Consider the following 20,076-nt stretch of genomic DNA (forward strand, 5'->3'; position numbering starts at 1 on the left):
GGACCGTCAACTCCCCTGCCGGGGTGGCCACTCGGCGCGGGCACCCTGCCGACACCCCGCCGACACCGTTCCCGCACGCCTCGCGCATCAGCGCGTCACACCCCGCGTGGGGGCGCCGTACGCGCGTTGCGGATTCGCCACATTTGAGGATCTTGGCTGGACACAGTCACACTGCACCGCGCACCATTGTGCGGCGGCGCCGCGCCCGTACGGGAGGGCCGACGGTACGGCGCCGGATCTATCGGGGGAGGAACACCGTGCGTCTGACGTACCTCACGCTGACCGCGTGCGGCATGCGCGGGATCGGATGCGCCCTGCCCCGGAGCCTTTCGGCCCCGTCCGTCCCCATCCGTCCATGCGCAACGCCCGGAGGAATCCGCTCGTGAGTTACCCACCGCCGCCCGGCCAGAACCCGAACAACCCGTACGGGCAGCAGCCGCAGCAGCCCCCGCAGCAGCCCTACGGCTACCCGCAGCAGGGCCAGCAGCCGCAGCAGCCCGGCTACGGCTACCCGCAGCAGGCGCAGCAGAACCCGTACGGCCAGCAGGTCCCGGGCCAGCAGGGTTACGGCTACCCGCAGCAGGGCCAGCAGCCGCCGCCCGGCACGGTCCAGGCCAACAACGGCTACATCAGCATCGGCCACCACGGCCCCGTGCTGCTCGCCACCATGGGCCAGCGGTTCGCCGCGCGTCTGATCGACGGTCTGATCACCTCCGTCATCATGGGCCTCCTGATGGGCCTCGGCATGGCGAGCGCGCTGGGCATCGCCTCGGACGTCGAGGACTGCGGCACCTACACCGACCCGGGCTACAACAGCTGCATCCAGGAGCAGCAGGACGCCGCCTCCGGCATGGTCGGCGGCTTCTTCATGCTGCTGCTGGCCTTCGCCGTCTTCATGCTGCTCTACGAGTGGCTGATGATCTCCTTCAAGGGCGCGACCTTCGGCAAGATGGCCATGGGCCTGCGCGTGGTCAAGGAGGCCGACGGCAACGTTCCCGGCCCCGGTTCCGGCTTCCTGCGCTACCTGGTCCCGATGGCCGCGAACCTGGTGTGCGGCCTCGGCATCGTCGTCTACCTGTCGCCGTTCTTCGACAACAGCGGCAAGTCGCAGGGCTGGCACGACCGCGCGGCGAGCACCGTCGTCATCAAGACCAAGTAACCCCGCGAAGCGGGCCGCGCGCCGCCGCACCCGCCACACATCGCACCCGGGGCGCACCAGCGCTCCGCACCACGACGAAGACCGCGCCCCGGCCGAACGGAGGCGCGGTCTTCGTCGTGGTACGAGCCGCCCCGCCACCCACAAGACCCGGAAGAGACAGATGAGTTACCCGCCGCCGCCCGGCCCCGGCAACCCCGGCACCCCCGGCCCCAACCCGTACGCGCAGCAGCCGGGCCAGGTGCCGAACCCGTACGCGCAGCAGCAGCCCTACGGCTACCCGCAGCAGGCCCCGTCCCCGTACGCGCAGCAGCCCGGCGGGTATCCCCCGCAGCACGCCGCGCCCACGGTGATGCCCAGCACCGTGAAGGCGGCCCGGGTGATGCTCTTCGTGCTGGGCGGGCTCGGCGTCCTCACGCTGCTCCTCGTCATCGGCATGACGGTGTTCCTGAACGCCTCGGCGAGCCGCTCCGAGTACGACACCTCGGGCGCGATGGCCGTGACCACCGGAGTCGCCATCGTGCAGGGCCTGATCGCGGTCGTCATCGCCGCCGCCGGCTTCGTCCTCGGCGCGCAGGTGCCCAAGGGCGGGAACGGCGTGCGCGTCGGCGGCATCATCTACGGCTCGCTGATGGCGCTGGGCGGCCTGATCAGCATCTTCAGCCTCGTCGGCATCGTCCCGCTGGCCCTCGGCACCATGGTCGTCATCTTCCTGGTGAACAAGGACGGCGAAGCCTGGTTCAACCGCCCGCGGTACTGACGCCCACCGCCCACGACGCCCCAAGAACGGAACACACGCCATGAGTTACCCGCCCCCGGGCTCCCCCGGTCCCGCCGCGCCGCCGCCCTACGGGCAGCAGCCGGGCCAGGCGCCGAACCCGTTCGCGCAGCAACAGCCGTACGGCGCACCGCAGCAGGGCGCGCCCCAAGGGCCGCCGCAGGGTTACGGCTTCCCGCAGCAGGCCCCCGGCCCGTACGGCGGGCCCGGGATGCCGCAGGGTGCGCAGGCGCCGATGCCGGGGAAGGCGAAGGCGGCGCGGCTGCTGATACTGGTCGGCGGGATCGGGCAGGCGCTGAATCAGGTGTGGGCCCTGATCAGCCTGATCAGCGTCACGAGCGAACTCTCCGACGGCCCGGTCGGTTTCCTCGCCTACCGCTATCTCCTCGCCGCCTTCTGGTTCATCGTGGCGCTCACCGGCATACTCCTGGCCGTCCGCTTCCCCCAGGGCCAGGCCGCGCTGCGGGCGTCCTCGATCGTCTGGGCCTCGGTCATGATCATCGGCGCCGCGATGGGCACGATGCCGCCGGCCCTGCCGATGGCGATCGTCGTCAACGGCCTCTGGCTCGCGGTCTACATCGCCGTCATCGCGCTCCTGACCCAGCGCGAGACCGGCGCCTGGTTCAACCGCCCCCGCCCCTGAGGGAGTTGACGCACGTACGGGAACGGGCCGGGGCCCGGGACGGAGAACTCCGCCCGGGCCCCGGCCCGTTCCGCACCCGACCGGCGCGGCTCAGTGGAAGAAGTGCCGCGTGCCGGTGAAGTACATCGTCACGCCGGCCTTCTTCGCCGCCTCGACCACGGCCTCGTCCCGCACCGAACCGCCGGGCTGCACCACGGCCTTGACGCCCGCCTCGGTGAGCACCTCCAGACCGTCCGGGAACGGGAAGAACGCGTCGGAAGCGGCGTACGCACCGCGCGCCCGCTCCGCACCGGCCCGCTCCACGGCGAGCTTCGCCGAGTCGACCCGGTTGACCTGGCCCATGCCGACGCCGACGGTCGCGCCGTCCTTGGCGAGCAGGATCGCGTTCGACTTCACGGCACGGGAGGCGCGCCAGGCGAAGGCCAGATCGGCGAGCTCGTCCGCGCTCAGCGCCTCGCCGGTGGCCAGCGTCCAGTGCGCCGGGTCGTCGCCCTCGGCCTGGAGGGTGTCGGAGATCTGCGCGAGGCCGCCGCCGTCGATCGGCCTGAACTCGGCCAGCAGCGAGGGCGCTTCGGGGCAGCGCAGCACCCGGATGTTCTTCTTCCTGGTCAGCGCCTCGACGGCGCCGTCCTCGTAACCGGGGGCGACGACGACCTCGGTGAAGATCTCCGCGACCTGCTCGGCCATCTCCCGCGACACCGGCCGGTTGACGGCGATGACGCCGCCGAAGGCGGACAGCGGGTCGCACTCGTGCGCCTTGCGGTGCGCCTCGGCGACGTCCGAACCGACCGCGATGCCACAGGGGTTGGCGTGCTTGATGATCGCGACGCAGGGCTCGTCGTGGTCGTACGCGGCCCGCCGCGCGGCATCGGTGTCGGTGTAGTTGTTGTACGACATCTCCTTGCCGTGCAGCTGCTCGGCCCCGGCGAGCCCGCCGCAGCCGCCGCTGTAGAGCGCGGCCGCCTGGTGCGGGTTCTCGCCGTAGCGCAGCACCTGCTCACGCCGGTAGGTGACGCCGAGGAAGTCGGGGAACTCGCTCTCGTCGACGGCCGCGTACCCGGAGGCGAACCAGGCCGCGACGGCCACGTCGTACGCGGCGGTGTGCTGGAACGCCTCGGCGGCCAGCCGCTTCCGCGTGGCCAGGTCGAACCCGCCCTCGGCGGCGGCCTTCAGCACGTCCTCGTACCGCTCCGGGTCGACGACGACCGCGACCGAGGGGTGGTTCTTCGCCGCGGCGCGGACCATCGAGGGGCCGCCGATGTCGATCTGCTCCACGCACTCGTCGGGCGCGGCACCGGAGGCGACCGTGTCCTCGAACGGGTACAGGTTGACGACGACGAGCTCGAACGGCGCGACCCCGAGCTCCTCCAGCTGCGACCGGTGGGCCTCCAGCCGCTGGTCGGCCAGGATGCCCGCGTGGACGCGCGGGTGCAGGGTCTTGACCCGGCCGTCGAGGCACTCGGGGAACCCGGTCAGCTCCTCGACGGGGGTGACCGGAACCCCGGCCTCCGTGATCTTCTTCGCCGTGGAGCCGGTCGAGACGAGCTCGACGCCCGCCGCGTGCAGCCCGCGGGCCAGGTCCTCAAGGCCGGTCTTGTCGTAGACGCTGACCAGGGCGCGGCGCAGCGGCCGCTTCGTCTCCGGTGCCACCACGTCGTCCGTTCCCGGGGTGCTCATGCCGCCCTCACTCATCTCGCAGTCGTACCTTTCGCCCCTCGATGCGGTAGCCGTCGCGGGAGAGGCGGCCCACGACGTCGACGAGCAGCCGTCGCTCGACCTCTTTGATCCGCTCGTGCAGAGCGGCACCACCGTCGTTGTGGTCCTCGTCCAGGATCTCGACCACGCCCTGGGCGATGACCGGTCCCGTGTCGACGCCCTCGTCGACGAAGTGGACGGTGCACCCGGTGACCTTGGCGCCGTACGCGAGCGCGTCACGCACGCCGTGTGCCCCGGGAAAACTGGGAAGGAGTGCGGGGTGCGTGTTGATCAGCCGCCCCCCGAACCGGGCGAGGAACTCCTGGCCCACGATCTTCATGAAGCCCGCCGAGACGACCAGATCGGGCTCGTAGGCCGCCGTCGCCTCCGTCAGCGCCAGATCCCACTCCGCGCGCGAGGCGTACTCCGGCACCCGCCGGACGAACGTGGGAATCCCGGCCCGCTCGGCCCGGGCCAGCCCCTCGATACCGGCGCGGTCGGCGCCGACGGCGACGATCCGGGCGCCGTAGCCCTCGACGCCCCCGGCCTCGACGGCGTCGAGCAGCGCCTGCAGATTCGTGCCCGAGCCGGACACGAGCACCACCAGCCGGGCGGGCCGGCCACCGCGCTCCGCACGGCCGGGGAAGCCCGCAGGGCCGGGATCGAGCGAACCCGAAGTACCGGAGGACGGGAGTGGGCTCGAATGCGCGGCCACGACAAGGCTCTCTCTCACGGGAGATCGGGATTTGTGCGGTCGTACGAGTACGTGGAGCGGAGATTTCCGGGGAACTCTACGAAGCGCTCGACCGTCGGCAACGATACCGGCACCTCGGACGGCCCCCACGGGACGGGGGCACAAGCGGAAGGTAGCGTCAGGGAAACGGATCCGCAGGTGCCACGGCAACAACAGGGGAAGACACCCATCACATGACCGACCGACGCCGCCGCACGGCCCCCTCCGACACCTCAGCGCGCGAGGACAACCCCTTCGCGCCACCGCCCGAGGGGACCCCGGACCAGCCGTGGCAGCCCCGCCGTCCCGCCGACGGCCAGGGCGGCGGCAAGGGCACGGGCGGCTCCGGCGACGGCGGAAACGGCAACGACGGCGAGGGCTCCGACGGCCGCTCCTCCTGGGGCAGCCAGTGGAGCAGCCGCCAGCCGGGCCGCCAGAGCGGCGGCTTCGGCAGGCCCGGCGGCGAGGGCGACGGCCAGGGCCCCGGCGGCCCCGGCCCCGGCCGCGGACTGCGCTGGGACCCGACGGACCCGATGCAGCGCCGCGCCCGGTACGCCCTGCACTCCGGGATCTGGGCGCTGTTCTTCGCCCTGTTCAGCCTGCCCCCGGTGGCGCTGCTGCTCGGCGCGCTCTCCCTGTACTGGGGCATCTCCTCGCTGCGCGCGCGGAACCGCGCGGGCGCGGCCGGCGCCAAGGACGGCACCGAGGGCCGCGCGTCCGGCGGCGGCACCCGCGCCACCGCCGAGGACGTCGCGGGCAGCGACCGCAGCGCGACGAGCGCCCCGCACCCGGCGGCCGACGAGCGCAGCGAGGCGGCCAAGCAGCTGTCCGCGCAGGTCGCCGTCACCCCGGCGCAGGCGGCGAAGGCCCAGGCCACGGCGGCGATCAGCGGACTCGTCACGGCGAGCCTCGGGCTCGTGGTCGTCGCGGCGACCTTCACCGTCCAGCTCGTCTACAGCGACTACTACACGTGCCGCCAGGACGCGCTCACCCAGACCTCGCGCGACCAGTGCGAGAACCTGCTGCCCGAGAACCTGCGCCCGCTGCTGGAACAGCGCACCCCCGAGTAATCACCGGCGCACCCGCACGACGGAGCCCCTCGGCGATCCCGATCGCCGAGGGGCTCCGTGCTTCCGGATCACCTTCCGCCGGGCCGGTCCGGGGGTTCGACGTCGCCCATGAGGTCGCCGGAGGACTCCTTCAGCGCGGCCCAGCGGGTGCGGCGGGCCCCGGTGGAGTGCCAGTCCGGACCGGGCCCGTCCCCCGTACCGGTGGCGCCGTCGGACTCGGCGGGCAGCGCGAGATCGACGTGCACCGGCGCCCGGTCCCGCCGCTTGCGCTCCGCCTTCTCGCGCTGCTTCGCGCCCTTCCGCTCGGCCTTCGCCAGCTTCGCCGCGCTCTTCCGCTCGGCCCGCTCGCTCCGCCGGCTCCGCTTCCCCTCCGGCTCCGCGCCCGTCGCGGAGCCCCCGTCCGGCGCCCCGGCCTGCCCCGGCACGGAGGCCCCGGCTCCGGTTCCGCCCTTCGCCGCCCGGCGCTCCGCCCGCTTCCTCCGCCGCCGCTCCCGCCGCGACTCCGCCTCCTCCGCCGTCCCGTCCGGCTCCGGGGCGGGCTCCGTGACGGGCTCCTCGCGGACGCGGCGCTCGCGCAGGCGCCAGGCGCGGACGGTCAGGGCCGCGGGGACGCCGACGAGCGCCGTCCAGGCGAACGCGGCCAGCCCCGTCAGCCACCAACTCGGCCCGAACCAGGCGAGGGTGCCCGTCCCCATCGCGCCCCCTGCCGAGGCGGCGAGGAAAGCCGTCGCCGCGCCGCACGCCCCCGCCGCGAGCCCCGCCGTCAACGCCGTCCCGCGCGGCCCGGCCGTCCCCGCGCGCTCCCCGCGCACCGGCACCGCGGCCCGCGCCACGCACCAGCCGCACGCCGCACCGGTGGCCACCGGCCACACCCCGGCGACACCCCAGAGCACCGGCCCGCCGGGCCCCTCACCGGGGACGGCGGCCAGCAGCGGGAAGTCCGGCAGCTGCGGGTAGCCGTGCGCACCGAGCGGGCTGACGACGCTGCCGCCGCCGATCGTGAAGCCGGGCCCGAGCCCGTACGAGGCGGCCCAGACCACGGCGTTGGGCGCGAGCGCGAAGGCGAGCAGGAGCAGCGCGAACCGCCCCGGCCAGTCCGCCGTCAGCTGCGGGAACGCCGAGGTCACCGCGTCCCCGTGCCACAGCAGCCCGGCCCCGAACAGCAGGCTCCCGCCGACCAGGAGCACGGCCAGCGCCAGCCCCGAGGACCGCAGCACCGCCAGCACCCGCGCCCGCGTCAGCACCCGCCACAGCCACGCCCCGCCGACGGGGACGGGACGCTCGCAGGCGGTCCAGACGGCGACGCCCGTCACGCAGGCGGCGGTGAACGGCAGTTGGAACGCGGCGCTGAGCACGTCCACGCCGATCGCCCGGCCGCGGGCCGCGTAGATGACGGAGAGTCCGCCGACGAGCAGGTACCCGCCGCACACCCACCCGGCGACAGCGGCGCGGCCGCGGTCGTCGACGCGGAGATCGGCCTCGTCGAAGGCGTGCTGCGCCGCGCGGTAGAGCAGCCAGACCGGCAGCACGGACAGCAGCAGCGGCGTCATGCCGAGCGGCGCGGGGGCGCCGGACAGCGTCTCGTTGCGCACGAGTTGGACGCCGTGCGCGAGCAGCCACAGATCGGCCGCGACGTGCAGGGCTCCGTCGGCGCCGCTGTCGGGATAGGGGGAGGTGATCCACAGCAGCGTCGCGAGCGCCGCCAGCGCCCCGAGCCCCAGACCCGCCGCCACCATCCCGCCGAGCAGCCAGGCGCCCGCCGCGGGGAGTGCCGGGGGTCCGCCGTGCCGGGCACGCGTCCTGCCGACGTCCGACGTCCAGCTGCGATACGTCACTTGGCTCACGTCGACATGCTGCCAACAACACCCGTTTCCTCCGGGTATCGCGCATATAGTCGCTGTGTCGCAGTACATACGTATTTGCACCTTTTCACAGGATTGCCGACGTCACTCCGCCCGCGTCCCGCCGTGCGGAGAGGAAGCAGCTCTGATGACGGGTAAGCGGAAACAGGCCGCGCGCACCGCGCGCCACCCACGCAGACCGCGAAAGGCGCACCGCTCGACCCCGGTGCGCGGCGGCCCGCCCCACCTCCCCCAGCACACCGGACCGTCCCCTTCCGCCGAGCCCGCCGAAGCGCGGACCCCGGAGCCCGAGCACGCCCAGGCGCCCGGACCCGCCCCCGCCGACGGCCCGTCAGCCGCGCACGACAGCCCACCGGATGACGGCCGGATGGCCGCCGACGAGCCGGAGGAGGACGGGGAGGCGGCCGTCGCGGACGCCTTCGCCCCGCGTCCCGCGCGCACCCCGCTGCACACCACCGACTCCCCCGGCCAGGCCTTCGACCTGCTGTACGCGCGGTACGCGCGCTCGCTCACCCGGCAGGCGTTCCTGCTCAGCGGCCGCCGCGACACCGCCGGGCTCGCCGTCGCGTACGCCTTCCACTCCGCCTGGGAGAAGTGGCCCGAGGTCGCCACCTCCCCCGAACCGGCGGGCTGGGTACGCGCGGCGGCCTACTCCTACGCCCTCTCCCCCTGGCACCGGCTGCACCCCGGGCGACGGCGGCCCGAGCCGTACCAGGGGCCGCCCGCCGACCGCGCCCTCGTCGAGGCGATGACGGCGCTGCCGCGTACGTACCGGGCCACGCTGCTGCTGCACGACGGGCTCGGGCTCTCCGTGTCCGAGACCGCCGAGGAGACCGAGGCCAGCCTGCCCGCGGCGGAGGGGCGGCTCGCGCACGCGCGGGAGGCGCTCGCCGCGCGCGCGGACGAGCTGCGCCAGGTGCCGGCCGCGCTGCTAGGCGAGCGGATCGGGCGCAGGCTGCGGGAGTTGGGGGCCGCGCAGCCGGTGCCGGTGTCCGCGGCCGCGACCGTACGCAAGGGCAGCGAGCGGGGTACGCGGCGGCGGACGCAGGCGGCCGTGGCGCTCACCGCGCTCGTCGCGACGGCCACCACGCTCACCGCGCTGACCGTCGATCACCCGACGGACCCGCCCCGCCGGCCGGGCAACGGCGGAACGTTCGTGCCGGGGCCCGACGGGCAGCCGCTGCCGGGGCCGATGAGCGCGGGCCGGGCCGCGACGGACGGCGAGAGCGCGTACCTGCCGATGCTGCGGTCGGCCAACGAGCACCGTGAGCTCGCCGAGTTCACCTGGGTCGACAAGAAGGAGGACAACCTGACGGGGCCGCCGGGCCAGTGGTGACACCCCGCCGGGAAACGCCGAAGGGCCCGCTCCCCCGTGACAGGGGAGCGGGCCCTTCGTTCTCGGCCGTTCGGCCGCCGGGCGGCCGGAGGCGGGGTTCAGCCGCCCAGGACCTCACGCGCCAGACGCGCGGTCTCGGACGGGGTCTTGCCGACCTTCACGCCCGCGGCCTCGAGGGCCTCCTTCTTCGCCTGCGCGGTGCCGGAGGAGCCGGAGACGATGGCGCCGGCGTGGCCCATGGTCTTGCCCTCGGGCGCCGTGAAGCCCGCGACGTAGCCGACGACCGGCTTCGACACGTTCTCCTTGATGAAGTCCGCGGCACGCTCCTCGGCGTCGCCGCCGATCTCGCCGATCATCACGATCAGGTCGGTGTCGGCGTCGGCCTCGAACGCCTTCAGCGCGTCGATGTGCGTGGTGCCGATGACCGGGTCACCGCCGATGCCGACGCAGGTGGAGAAGCCGATGTCCCGCAGCTCGTACATCATCTGGTACGTCAGCGTGCCGGACTTGGAGACCAGACCGATGCGGCCCGGCTTGGTGATGTCGGACGGGATGATGCCCGCGTTCGACTGGCCGGGGGTGATCAGGCCGGGGCAGTTCGGACCGACGATGCGGGTCTTGTTGCCCTTCTGGGAGGCGTAGTCCCAGAAGTAGGCGGTGTCGTGCACCGCGATGCCCTCGGTGATGACGACCGCGAGGCCGATCTCCGCGTCGACGGCCTCGACGACGGCGTCCTTGCAGAACTTCGGCGGGACGAAGATGACGGTCGCGTCAGCGCCGGTGGCCTCCATGGCCTCCTTGACGCTGCCGAAGACCGGGACCTCGGTGCCGTCGAAGTCGACGTTCGTGCCCGCCTTGCGCGGGTTCACGCCGCCGACGATGTTCGTACCGGAGGCCAGCATGCGCTTGGTGTGCTTCTGGCCCTCGGAGCCGGTCATCCCCTGGACGATGACCTTGCTTTCCTTGGTGAGGAAGATAGCCATGGTGTGTCGGTTCCTCGTCCCTTACTTCGCAGCCAGCTCGGCGGCACGGTCGGCCGCACCGTCCATGGTGTCCACCTGCTGAACGAGCGGGTGGGCGGCGTCGGTCAGGATCTTGCGACCCAGCTCCGCGTTGTTGCCGTCCAGGCGCACGACCAGCGGCTTGTTGACGTCCTCGCCCTTGGACTTGAGCAGCTCCAGGGCCTGGACGATGCCGTTGGCGACGGCGTCGCAGGCGGTGATGCCACCGAAGACGTTGACGAAGACGGACTTGACGTCCGGGTCGCCGAGGATGATCTCCAGGCCGTTCGCCATGACCTCGGCGGAGGCACCGCCACCGATGTCGAGGAAGTTGGCGGGCTTGACGTTGCTGTGCGCCTCACCGGCGTACGCGACGACGTCGAGGGTGGACATGACCAGACCCGCGCCGTTGCCGATGATGCCGACCTGGCCGTCGAGCTTCACGTAGTTGAGGCCCTTGGCCTTGGCCGCCGCCTCCAGCGGGTCGGCCGCGGCCTTGTCCTCGAGCGCCTCGTGGTCGGGCTGGCGGAAGTCGGCGTTGGCGTCCAGGGACACCTTGCCGTCCAGCGCGATGACCTTGCCCTCGCCGGTCTTGACCAGCGGGTTCACCTCGACGAGGAGGGCGTCCTCCTTGATGAAGACGTCCCACAGCTTGATCAGGACGTTGACGACCTGGTCGTGCAGCTCGGCCGGGAACTTGGCGGCCTCGACGATCTCGCGCGCCTTGGCCTCGGTCACGCCCTCGATGGCGTCGACGGAGATCTTGGCGAGGGCCTCGGGCTTGGTGGCCGCGACCTCCTCGATCTCGACACCGCCCTCGACGGAGGCCATGGCCAGGAAGGTGCGGTTGGTGCGGTCCAGGAGGAAGGAGACGTAGTACTCCTCCTCGATGTCCGCGGTCTGGGCGAGCATCACCTTGTGGACCGTGTGGCCCTTGATGTCCATGCCCAGAATGGCGTCGGCCTTCTCGACAGCGTCCGCCGGGTCAGAGGCCAGCTTCACGCCGCCGGCCTTGCCGCGGCCGCCGGTCTTGACCTGCGCCTTGACGACCGCGCGACCACCCAGTCGCTCGGTCACCTCGCGCGCCGCCTCGGGCGTCTCGATGACTTCACCGGCCAGCACCGGTACGTCATGCTTGGCGAAGATGTCCCTCGCCTGGTACTCGAACAGGTCCACGCGCTGCGTCCCCTTAATCAGTGGTATCGCGGTCGTTGTCAGCGTGGGCGTGCCGCGTGGCCGCGGCGTCGGCGGTAACGCGCGGCATGTCCGCCTTGCAGGTTAGCTCTGTGCGTGAGCGCTTCATAAATCGCAGCTCACACCGGAGCGGTGACAACAGTCACAACGCCCTGCGAAATCCGCAGCCCCCGCCCCGCCGCAGCTCCTCCTCGGGAGCGTGCGACGGGCGCGGGGGCCGGTGTGTGGTACGGGGCCGGGGCACCGTGCGGAGCACGTGCGCCGGGGCGGCGGGGTACGGACGCGGCCGAGCGGTGGCCGCGCGCCGCCCGCGGCCCCGTACCGCCCCAAGTGGCCGCGTGGCGGCGGGACTCGGGGCCCCGGGGACGGGGTCGGTGGCGTCAGGGGACGGGGACGGTCGGGGTCACCGGGAGCTCCGGGACGGCGAGCGGGACGACGCCGACGCTCGGCACGCCCGGCACGACCTCGGGAACCCCGATCTCGGTGCCCTCCGGGATCACCCCGTCCTCCGGCAGCGCCCGCGCCAGGGTGACGGGGGCCTCGTGCGCGAGCCCGCGCACGGTGCCCACGGACGGGAGCGGAGCACCAGTCGCGGCCCCCGGCACGTCTTCCGCGGCTTCCTTCTTGCCATCGCCTGCTGCCTCGATGTGGTTCGTGAGTGCCCGTTGACCGGCGGCCTGGTGGGCCGCGCCGGTCCCGGCCGCCTGGGACGTACCGGCACCGGCGGCCAGCAGCCCGGCGGCCACCGCGACGACGGCCGCTCCGCGGCGGACGCCGCCCGCGGTCACCCGCGCGCGGGTACGTGAGCTGCTGCGTGAGCGCGTGCTGCTGCGCATGGCTGCCTCGATTCGGTTGCGGTGAACGGTCGGTCGCGGTTGCACGGTAGGGCGTCAACAGCCCTTCGGGAACGGTGAGTCGGGAGTGCGGGGTGGCTCGCCCCCCACGGCAGGCCACCCCGCACCTCCCTTGTCCGGCCCCGGGCGGCCGTCCCTGGTGGACGGCCGCCCCTGCCGGACGGTCCTCATGCCGGACGGCGCTCCGGCCCGGCCCCGGCCCGCCGGCCGGGAGCGGCGGGCCGGGTCAGCCGTCGCCCTTCCGCGTCCGGTCTCAGACCGCCGGGACGCCGGCGGGCAGGGAGACCGGCAGGCTGGTCGCCGGGAGGGTGGAGGCGACGGGCAGGGCCGGGATGTTGGCGGCGTCGGTCAGGTCGCCGGTGCCCGGGAGGGTCGCGGCGCTCTGCAGACCGGAGACCGCGTTGCCCGCCAGGGCCTGGCCGTCACGGGCGGCGCCGGAGCCCAGGCCGCTCGCGAACGGGACGGCGCTCTGGCCGAGGCCCGAGCCGTAGGCGACCGCGTCGGTGGCCACGCCCTGGCCGAGCGCGGAGGTCTCCCGGGCGACGCCCTCGGCGTACGGGGCGGTGGTGGCGGCGGCGTTGTCGACCGTCACGGCCGCGTCGTCACCGGCCTGACCGGCGACGGGCAGGACCTTGCCGACGACGCTCTGCGCGACGGGCGGCAGGGTGCCGGCGGTCGCCCGGGCGAGCACCGGCTGCACGGCGGCGGTGCGCTCGTCGGCGCCGGCGAGCGTGCGCTGCGCGACACCGTCCTGCACCAGCCCGGTGACCTGCTCGGGGCTCACACCGGCGGGGAGCTGGTCGGCGGAGACCGGGAGCTGGTCGGCCGAGACGGGCAGCTGGTCAGCGGAGACCGGGAGCTGGTCGGCCGAGACCGGGAGCTGGTCGGCGGAGACGGGGAGCTGGTCGGCGGAGACCGGGAGCTGGTCAGCGGACACCGGCAGCTCGTCGGCCGAGACCGGGAGCTGGTCAGCGGACACCGGCAGCTCGTCGGCCGAGACCGGCAGCTGGTCAGCGGACACCGGCAGCTGGTCGGCCGAGACCGGCAGCTGGTCAGCGGAGACGGGCAGCTGGTCGGCCGAGATGCTGTCGAGGTTCGGGATGCCGGGGACGGCGCCGACGAGCGGGGCCGTGGGGAGGCCGGCGCCCGGGAGGGCGGGCAGGGTGTTGCCGGCGGTCTCCTGCACGTCGCCGAGGGCCTTGGTGGCGTCGGCGTCCCGCACGGCGCCCTTGGCCTTGCCCGCGACGCCCTTGGCCTTGCCGGTGACGCCGTCGATCTTGCCCTTGGCGCCCTGGACCTTGCCGGTCGCGCCCTCGACGGTGCCGGTCACGTCGCCGGTCGCGGGGAGCTGGTCCTGGGCGCCCTCAAGGGTGCCGGTGACGGTGCCGGTGACGTCCTCGACCGGGAGCTGCTTCTCGGGAACGCTCTTCGTCGGCAGCTTCTCGGTCACGTCCTGCGTGGTGTCCTGCGCCGTACCGCGCACGCTGTCGACGGTGTCGGTGACCGTGCCGGTGCCCAGGTCGGTGGGCAGCTCGGCGGCGGAGGCGGAGGCGGCGCCCAGCGCCCAGATGCCGGAGGCGGCGGCAGCGACGGCGACGGAACGGCGGATGCTCTTGCGCATGGGAGGGGGATCCTTCGAAGTTCGGAAGAGTTTCGGCTACGGGCGGACCTGGCCACCCCCGCGTGGCAGGTCACAGCGGTGCTGCCGGAACGGAGCGCGCGTCGGTGCGGCGCGGTGGAGTCGGCAGCAGTCGCGGCGGTACGGGCGCGAAGCGCCGTCAGTCACCGCGAACCGGGGGAACGGTCCGCCCTAGCCGGGGAATTCGAGGATCTCGGCGGCACGCTCACGCGTCGGCGTGCCGTCGGCGGCCCGCACAGCACCGGGCTGCGGAAGGCCGAAACGCTCGCTGTCGGAGAGATACGCGGCGAGCTGGTCGACGCCGCCCCGCGAGCCGCCGTGCCCGTCGCCGGCGCTCTGGCCGGACGAGGTGGACAGCTGGCCGGGGAGGCAGGGGGTCTGCCCGGAGGGCAGGTGCGGTCCGGGCAGCGGGCCGCCGGGACCGGACCGGCCGTCGTCCGCGACCGCCTGGACGGCGGTGCCGTCCGGGAGCGCGGAGGCGGGCAGGGTGGTGGCCGCGTCCGCGCCGGCGTGCGGGCCGAACGCGCCGTCGTGGGCGGCGGAACGGTCCGGTGCGTCCTTGTGCGCGGGCTTGGCGGCACGGTCGTGCCGGTCGTCCCGGTGGCCGCCTTCGGCGTGCTCGGCGTCGCCGCCGGGCAGGACGCCGTCGACGGTTTCGCCCAGGTCAGCCCGCTCCACGACGCCGTTGACGGCCTCACCCACGGGACGGGTCACGCGCCGGGCGCCGTCCGTCTGTTCGGTCACCGGCTCGGTGACCTCGTCGACGGCCTCACCCGCGGCGGCGCTCGACCGCTGCCGGTGCGCGCCGATCTCCCGCGTGGTCCGCTCGTCGGCCTCGCGCACCGCCTGCACGGGACGTACCTGCCGCGGCGCGGTGTCGGCCTCCGTGTCCACCAGGGACGTGCCGTCGGACCCCGGGAGCGCCGAGGTCGTCGAGGCCGCCTGCGCGCTGCCGCCGAAGAGGAGGCCGAGCGCGAAGAGGGCGCCGAGGAAGAGCGCCGTCAGCAGCGCGCGCCGCGCACCGGCCGAGCGCGGCATGCGCACGGCGGCGGGAACAGCGAACACTGCGGACAAGGGGGGACCTTCCCGAACGGAACGGAAGCGACGAGTGCGAACACGAGGGTGGTGACAGGCGATTGGCCTGCCGGAAGGAACCGAGGGGCTGCGCAGGGGTGTGTTCACCGCGCCGGCGCCACGCCTCTCGGCGATGGCTCTGATCCTTGCACGACGACCTGCCCCCGGCGCAACTCCCGTCACAAACTGTTCACGTGACGTCTCGGCGGCGCCGGGAGGTGCGGAAACGGGCGCACTCCGGCATCCCGGTCAAGCACTCCTCCGGCCTGCCGGAGCGCGCGGATCAGGGTTCCGGTACGGGCAGCGGGCGCTTCTCGATCGCGGCCGCCATCACCTCGGGGAAGTGGTCGGGGGTGCAGGCGAAGGCGGGGGCGCCGAGGGCGGCCAGGGCGCTCGCGTGCTCGCGGTCGTACGCCGGGGCGCCCTCGTCGGAGAGCGCGAGCAGCGTGACGAACTGCACGCCCGCCGCCTTCATCGCGGCGACCCGGCCGAGCATCTCCTCGCGTATGCCGCCTTCGTAGAGGTCGCTGACGAGGACGACGACCGTCTCCGCGGGGCGGGTGATCCTCGACTGGCAGTACGCCAGCGCCCTGTTGATGTCCGTGCCGCCGCCGAGCCGGGTGCCGAACAGCACGTCCACCGGGTCGTCGATCTCCTCGGTGAGGTCGACGACGGAGGTGTCGAAGACGACGATCCGGGTGTGCAGCGCCCGCAGAGAAGCCAGGACGGCGCCGAACACCGAGGCGTACACCACGGAGGAGGCCATCGAGCCCGACTGGTCGACGCAGAGGACGACGTCCTTCCTCGTGCCCCGGGCCGCGCGGCCGTGGCCGATGAGGCGCTCGGGGACGACGGTGCGGTGCTCCGGCAGGTAGTTCCCGAGGTTGGCCCGGATCGTGCGGTTCCAGTCGATGTCCTGGTGCCGGGGACGGCGCACCGTCGCCGAGCGGTCCAGGGCGCCGGTGAGCGTGGAACGGGTGCGCTCCGCCAGCTTCCGCTCCAGCTCGGCGACGACCTTGCGCACGACCGTCCGCGCCGTCTCCCGGCTGGTCTCGGGCATGGCGGCCTGCAACGAGAGGAGTGTGCCGACGAGATGGACGTCCGGTTCCACCGCCGCCAGCATCTCCGGTTCCAGCAGCATCGTGGACAGCCCGAGCCGTTCGACGGCGTCCCGCTGCATGACCTGGACGACGGACGAGGGGAAGTACCTGCGGATGTCGCCGAGCCAGCGGGCCGCCTCCGGCGCGGAACCGCCCAGGCCGGCGCCGCGCTCCCGGCCGCGCGGGCGCCCCTCCGTCGCGCCGTACAGCGCTTGAAGGGTGCGGTCCATCTCGGCGTCGGTGCCGGTGAGTTCGCGTCCGGTGCCGTCGACGTCCTGGCCGCCGCCGAGGACGAGCCGCCAGCGGCGCAGCCGTTCCCCGGTGTCCACGGGTGCCGAAGCCGGCTGTGCGGAGGGTGCGTTCATGCCACTGCTCCTTCGGTCGCGGACGGTTCGGGCCTCGGGGCTCCGGGGGCCCCGGGGCCGAGCAGGAGGTGGAGGGTGGGGAGGACGGCGTCGGCGCGTACGAGGTCGAGGCCGGGGCCGAAGCCGGGGGACGGCCGGCCGTCCCCGCCCCCGGCGTCCGCGTACCGGCCGGGGCCGCGGCGGATCAGTTCGCCGAGGGTGCGGCGCAGGCCCGGCTCGTACTCGGCGAAGGTGCGGCGCAGCAGGGGCAGGACGTCGGTGAAGGCCTCTGCGGGGACGGACGTGAGCCAGCCGTCGATCAGCGCGAGCAGCCGTTCGTCGTGCACGAGCAGCATGCCGCCGCCGGAGAGGAACCCCTCCACCCAGGCAGCCGCCTCCGCCGGTGCGGTGCCCGGCGAGAGCGCCAGGCTCATCAGCCGCTCCGCCTCGTCGGCGGCCAACCGGCCGTCGTCCAGCAGGAGTCGGGCGCACCGGCCGCGGATCAGCCCCGGAGCGCGCTCCCGTACGGCGAGCGTGCGCAGCACCTGCTGCCAGCGCTCCCGCACCCGCGCGCCGCCGCCCGCTCCGGGGTCGTGCGCATCGGAGCCGTGCGCTCCGGGGCCGTGCGCTCCGGGGCCGTGCGCGAGGAGGGTGGTGGCGCGGTGGACGGCGTCGAGGTGCTCCCGCATCCGGGCGGCGCCCTCGGCGTCGAGGCCGGAGCAGGCGGGCGGCAGGCCGACGCAGATCCGCTCGGCGAGGCCCTCCGCGACGTCCGCGAGGGAGGCGGCGCCGGTGCCGCGTACGTCGCCGTACCGCACCGAGCGCACCAACGCCGGGAAGGCCTCGGCGAGATGGCCGACGTCGGTGTCCAGCGCGGCCCGGTCCGCGAGTGCCCGCAGGACCACCGGCAGCGCCTCGGGCAGCTCGGCGAGCAGGCAGCGCTCGGCGAGCGCGGTGACCTCGGACAGCGCCGTCGCCTCCGCGGCGCCGGAGGCGGCCCGGGCCGTCGCCGCGGCGAGCACCGTCGTGCCCCACACCCCCGCCTCGGCGACCCGCACCGACAGCTCCGGCTCCCAGCACAGCCGCCAGCTCTCCCGGAACGTCCCCGTGCTGTGCGTCCGCGAGACGGCGGGGACGCCCCAGTCGACGCCGAGCAGCCGCAGCCGGTGCAGCAGCCGGCTGCGCGCCGCGTCGTTCGTGCCGCGCAGATCCAGCTCCAGGTCCCGCCCGGCCGCCGCGGGCTTCAGCCGCAGCCTGCGCTGCTGCCGGTGCAGGTCGTGCTGGAGCGGGACGGCCGGGGCGCCCTCGGGCACGGCGCCGAGGACGTCCCCGACGACGAGCCCGTCCCGCACGAGCGCGAGCGGTACGTCGGAGCCCCCGCACATCACGGCGCGCACCGCGTCCGTCGTCTCGCCCAGGCCGGGGAGCGGGCGGCCGCGCAGCGCGGCGAGCGCCCCGGCGAGCCGAACGGCCTCGATGACGTGCGCCGAGGAGACGGGGTGGTCCTCCGCGCGGAGGAGCCCCGCGACTTTCGTCAGCCAGCGCTCGACGGGCCTGTCCGGCGCGGCGAACAGATGGCCGTACCAGCCGGGCGAGTCGATGCCGGCGCCGTAGCCGCTGCGCCGGGCGAGCCGGCGGTGCGTCCACGGCACCCAGGTGACCTCGGTCTTCACCCTGGGCAGGCCCTTGAGCAGGGCGCGGTCGGCGGTGACGGTGGACCGGGCGGCCAGGGCCGGTACGTGCCAGGCGCCGCAGACGACGGCCACGGCCTCGTCCCCGTACGCGCGGCGGGCCTCCCGCAGCCGCAGGCGCATGTGCGCCTCGCGCACCAAGTCCCGGGCGGAGGCGTCCGGTTGGCTCTCGCGGAGGGCGGTCATCGCCTCGGCGAGCGCGGCGAACGGCGCGTACGGACCGCCGCCGGAGCCGGTGCGGTGCTCGACGGCGTCCTCCCACCAGCGCTCGGCGTCGTCGTACCCGGCGGTCCCGGCGAGCACGGCCAACGGGTCGGTGCGGACGTCGGGTTGCGCCTCTGCCTCTCCGGTCATGGCCAGGGTGTGCGCCGCGGGCAGGTCGATGAAGCGGACGGGGACGTCCCGCTCCAGCGCCCAGCGGATCGCCACCCACTCCGGCGAGAACGCCGCCAGCGGCCAGAACGCGGCCCGGCCCGGCTCGTCCACCGCGTGCGCGAGCAGCGCCACCGGCGGGCGCATCTCCTCCTCGCCCGCGAGCGCGACCACGCCGTCCGCCTCCGGCGGCCCCTCGACGAGCAGCACCCCCGGCTCGTACGCCGCGAGCGCCGCCCGTACCGCGCGCGCCGAGCCGGGGCCGTGGTGCCGCACCCCGAGCAGCAGCGGCTGCCCGGCCGGACGTCCGGGCGCGGCGCTCATCCGGAGACCTCGCGGCAGGCGCGGTAGAAGTCCTGCCAGCCGTCGCGCTCGCGGACGACCGTCTCCAGATACTCCTTCCAGACCACGCCGTCCGTGGCCGGGTCGCGGACGACGGCGCCGAGGATGCCGGCGGCGACGTCCCCCGCGCGCAGCACCCCGTCCCCGAAGTGCGCGGCGAGCGCCGTGCCGCCGGTGACGACGGAGATCGCCTCGGCCGTGGAGAGCGTCCCCGAGGGGGACTTGACCTTCGTCCGGCCGTCACCGGTCACACCGTCCCGCAGCTCGCGGAAGACGGTGACGACGCGGCGGATCTCGTCCGTGCCGTCGGCCGCCGGGGGCAGGCCGAGCGAGCTGCCGATCTGCTCGACGCGGCGGGCGACGATGCCGACCTCCTCCTCCGCCGTGCCCGGCAGCGGCAGCACGACGGTGTTGAACCGGCGGCGCAGGGCGCTGGAGAGGTCGTTGACGCCGCGGTCGCGGTCGTTGGCGGTGGCGATGAGGTTGAAGCCGCGCACCGCCTGCTGCTCCTCGCCGAGTTCGGGAACGGGCAGCGTCTTCTCCGAGAGGACGGTGATGAGGCTGTCCTGCACCTCGGCCGGCATCCGGGTCAGCTCCTCGACGCGGGCCGTCGCGCCGCGGGCCATCGCGCGCATCACGGGGCTGGGCACGAGGGCGTCCCGGCTGGGGCCCTCGGCCAGCAGCCGCGCGTAGTTCCAGCCGTACCGCACGGCGTCCTCGGCGGTGCCGGCCGTGCCCTGCACGAGCAGCGTCGAGTCGCCGCTGACGGCGGCGGCGAGATGCTCGGAGACCCAGGTCTTCGCCGTGCCCGGGACGCCGAGCAGCAGCAGGGCGCGGTCCGTCGCCAGGGTCGCCACGGCGACCTCGACGACGCGGCGCGGGCCGATGTACTTCGGCGTGATCACGGTGCCGTCCGGGAGCTCGCCGCCCAGCAGATACGTGGCCACGGCCCACGGCGACAGCCGCCAGCGCTCCGGCCGCGGACGGTCGTCGACGGCGGCCAGCGCCCGCAGCTCCCCGGCGAAGCTCTCCTCGGCGTGCGGCCGCAACGCCTGCGGGGCGGCGGCGACTTCGGCGGTCTCGCTTGCTTCGGCAGTACGGGAATCGGTCACAGGTGTCCCCCTCCACACGCGGTGGTTCCGCACGCCGGGACCGGTGGTTCCGACGTGTGCAACAGCCTGCACCCCGGCAC

General features: G+C 74.4%; 16 protein-coding genes. 5 read left to right on the top strand and 11 right to left on the bottom strand.

Translation table 11 applies throughout. From position 1 onward, the window contains the following. Positions 1–382: 382 nt before the first annotated feature. The 3 genes from HCC30_RS06035 to HCC30_RS28440 all read left to right on the top strand — a co-directional run bounded on the left by HCC30_RS06035 (position 383) and on the right by HCC30_RS28440 (position 2,577). A complete protein-coding gene (locus HCC30_RS06035; RefSeq protein ID WP_346776508.1) occupies positions 383–1,159 on the top strand; it encodes an RDD family protein in 777 nt (258 codons plus the stop codon). Positions 1,160–1,319: 160 nt separating this feature from the next. Next, the gene (locus HCC30_RS06040; protein WP_169440543.1) at positions 1,320–1,916 is read left to right on the top strand and encodes a hypothetical protein; all 597 of its coding nucleotides are present in this window, start codon (positions 1,320–1,322) and stop codon (positions 1,914–1,916) included. A gap of 40 nt (positions 1,917–1,956) precedes the next feature. Further along, positions 1,957–2,577 carry a hypothetical protein gene (locus HCC30_RS28440; RefSeq protein WP_169440544.1) on the top strand — a complete coding sequence of 207 codons (621 nt, stop codon included), beginning with the start codon at positions 1,957–1,959 and terminating at the stop codon, positions 2,575–2,577. Positions 2,578–2,667: 90 nt separating this feature from the next. Here the strand turns inward: HCC30_RS28440 and purH are convergent, their stop codons facing one another. Further along, complete coding sequence (purH, locus tag HCC30_RS06050) at positions 2,668–4,254, bottom strand: bifunctional phosphoribosylaminoimidazolecarboxamide formyltransferase/IMP cyclohydrolase (protein WP_169441109.1); 1,587 nt, start codon at positions 4,252–4,254, stop codon at positions 2,668–2,670. Positions 4,255–4,261: 7 nt separating this feature from the next. Beyond that, positions 4,262–4,879: a phosphoribosylglycinamide formyltransferase gene (gene purN, locus HCC30_RS06055; RefSeq protein ID WP_206323466.1), complete on the bottom strand. Its 618-nt coding sequence runs from the start codon at positions 4,877–4,879 to the stop codon at positions 4,262–4,264. A 320-nt stretch (positions 4,880–5,199) separates the two neighbouring features. Here purN and HCC30_RS06060 point away from each other — a divergent pair, with 320 nt between their 5' ends. Next, complete coding sequence (locus tag HCC30_RS06060) at positions 5,200–6,075, top strand: hypothetical protein (protein ID WP_169441113.1); 876 nt, start codon at positions 5,200–5,202, stop codon at positions 6,073–6,075. 68 nt (positions 6,076–6,143) lie between these two features. Here HCC30_RS06060 and HCC30_RS06065 read toward each other — a convergent pair whose 3' ends face one another. After that, the gene (locus tag HCC30_RS06065) at positions 6,144–7,919 is read right to left on the bottom strand and encodes a DUF6350 family protein (RefSeq protein WP_169441115.1); all 1,776 of its coding nucleotides are present in this window, start codon (positions 7,917–7,919) and stop codon (positions 6,144–6,146) included. A 385-nt stretch (positions 7,920–8,304) separates the two neighbouring features. On the opposite strand from HCC30_RS06065, the gene HCC30_RS06070 reads away from it, so the two are divergent. After that, positions 8,305–9,273 carry a sigma-70 family RNA polymerase sigma factor gene (locus HCC30_RS06070; RefSeq protein ID WP_169441117.1) on the top strand — a complete coding sequence of 323 codons (969 nt, stop codon included), beginning with the start codon at positions 8,305–8,307 and terminating at the stop codon, positions 9,271–9,273. 98 nt (positions 9,274–9,371) lie between these two features. Here the strand turns inward: HCC30_RS06070 and sucD are convergent, their stop codons facing one another. The 8 genes from sucD to HCC30_RS06110 all read right to left on the bottom strand — a co-directional run bounded on the left by sucD (position 9,372) and on the right by HCC30_RS06110 (position 19,996). Beyond that, on the bottom strand, positions 9,372–10,256 hold the full coding sequence (gene sucD / locus HCC30_RS06075) for a succinate--CoA ligase subunit alpha (RefSeq protein WP_169441119.1): 885 nt from the start codon (positions 10,254–10,256) through the stop codon (positions 9,372–9,374). Positions 10,257–10,277: 21 nt separating this feature from the next. After that, the gene (sucC, locus tag HCC30_RS06080; RefSeq protein WP_169441121.1) at positions 10,278–11,450 is read right to left on the bottom strand and encodes an ADP-forming succinate--CoA ligase subunit beta; all 1,173 of its coding nucleotides are present in this window, start codon (positions 11,448–11,450) and stop codon (positions 10,278–10,280) included. Between the two features lie 398 nt (positions 11,451–11,848). Next, positions 11,849–12,304 (bottom strand): hypothetical protein, encoded by a 456-nt coding sequence (locus HCC30_RS06085; protein WP_169441123.1) that lies wholly within the window; start codon positions 12,302–12,304, stop codon positions 11,849–11,851. A gap of 271 nt (positions 12,305–12,575) precedes the next feature. Then, entirely contained in the window at positions 12,576–13,943 is a 1,368-nt protein-coding gene (locus tag HCC30_RS06090; protein ID WP_169441125.1) for a hypothetical protein, read from the bottom strand. A 189-nt stretch (positions 13,944–14,132) separates the two neighbouring features. Continuing rightward, positions 14,133–15,035, bottom strand: coding sequence for a hypothetical protein (locus HCC30_RS06095; RefSeq protein WP_169441127.1), 903 nt, complete (start codon positions 15,033–15,035; stop codon positions 14,133–14,135). Between the two features lie 283 nt (positions 15,036–15,318). Further along, positions 15,319–16,500 carry a VWA domain-containing protein gene (locus HCC30_RS06100; protein ID WP_169441128.1) on the bottom strand — a complete coding sequence of 394 codons (1,182 nt, stop codon included), beginning with the start codon at positions 16,498–16,500 and terminating at the stop codon, positions 15,319–15,321. Further along, positions 16,497–18,866 carry a DUF5682 family protein gene (locus HCC30_RS06105; protein WP_169441131.1) on the bottom strand — a complete coding sequence of 790 codons (2,370 nt, stop codon included), beginning with the start codon at positions 18,864–18,866 and terminating at the stop codon, positions 16,497–16,499. Before HCC30_RS06105 ends, HCC30_RS06100 begins: the two co-directional genes overlap by 4 nt. Then, on the bottom strand, positions 18,863–19,996 hold the full coding sequence (locus HCC30_RS06110) for an AAA family ATPase (protein WP_346776509.1): 1,134 nt from the start codon (positions 19,994–19,996) through the stop codon (positions 18,863–18,865). Before HCC30_RS06110 ends, HCC30_RS06105 begins: the two co-directional genes overlap by 4 nt. Between the last annotated feature and the right edge of the window lie 80 nt (positions 19,997–20,076).

This window comes from Streptomyces sp. HNM0574, from assembly GCF_012726235.1.
Lineage (GTDB): Bacteria > Actinomycetota > Actinomycetes > Streptomycetales > Streptomycetaceae > Streptomyces.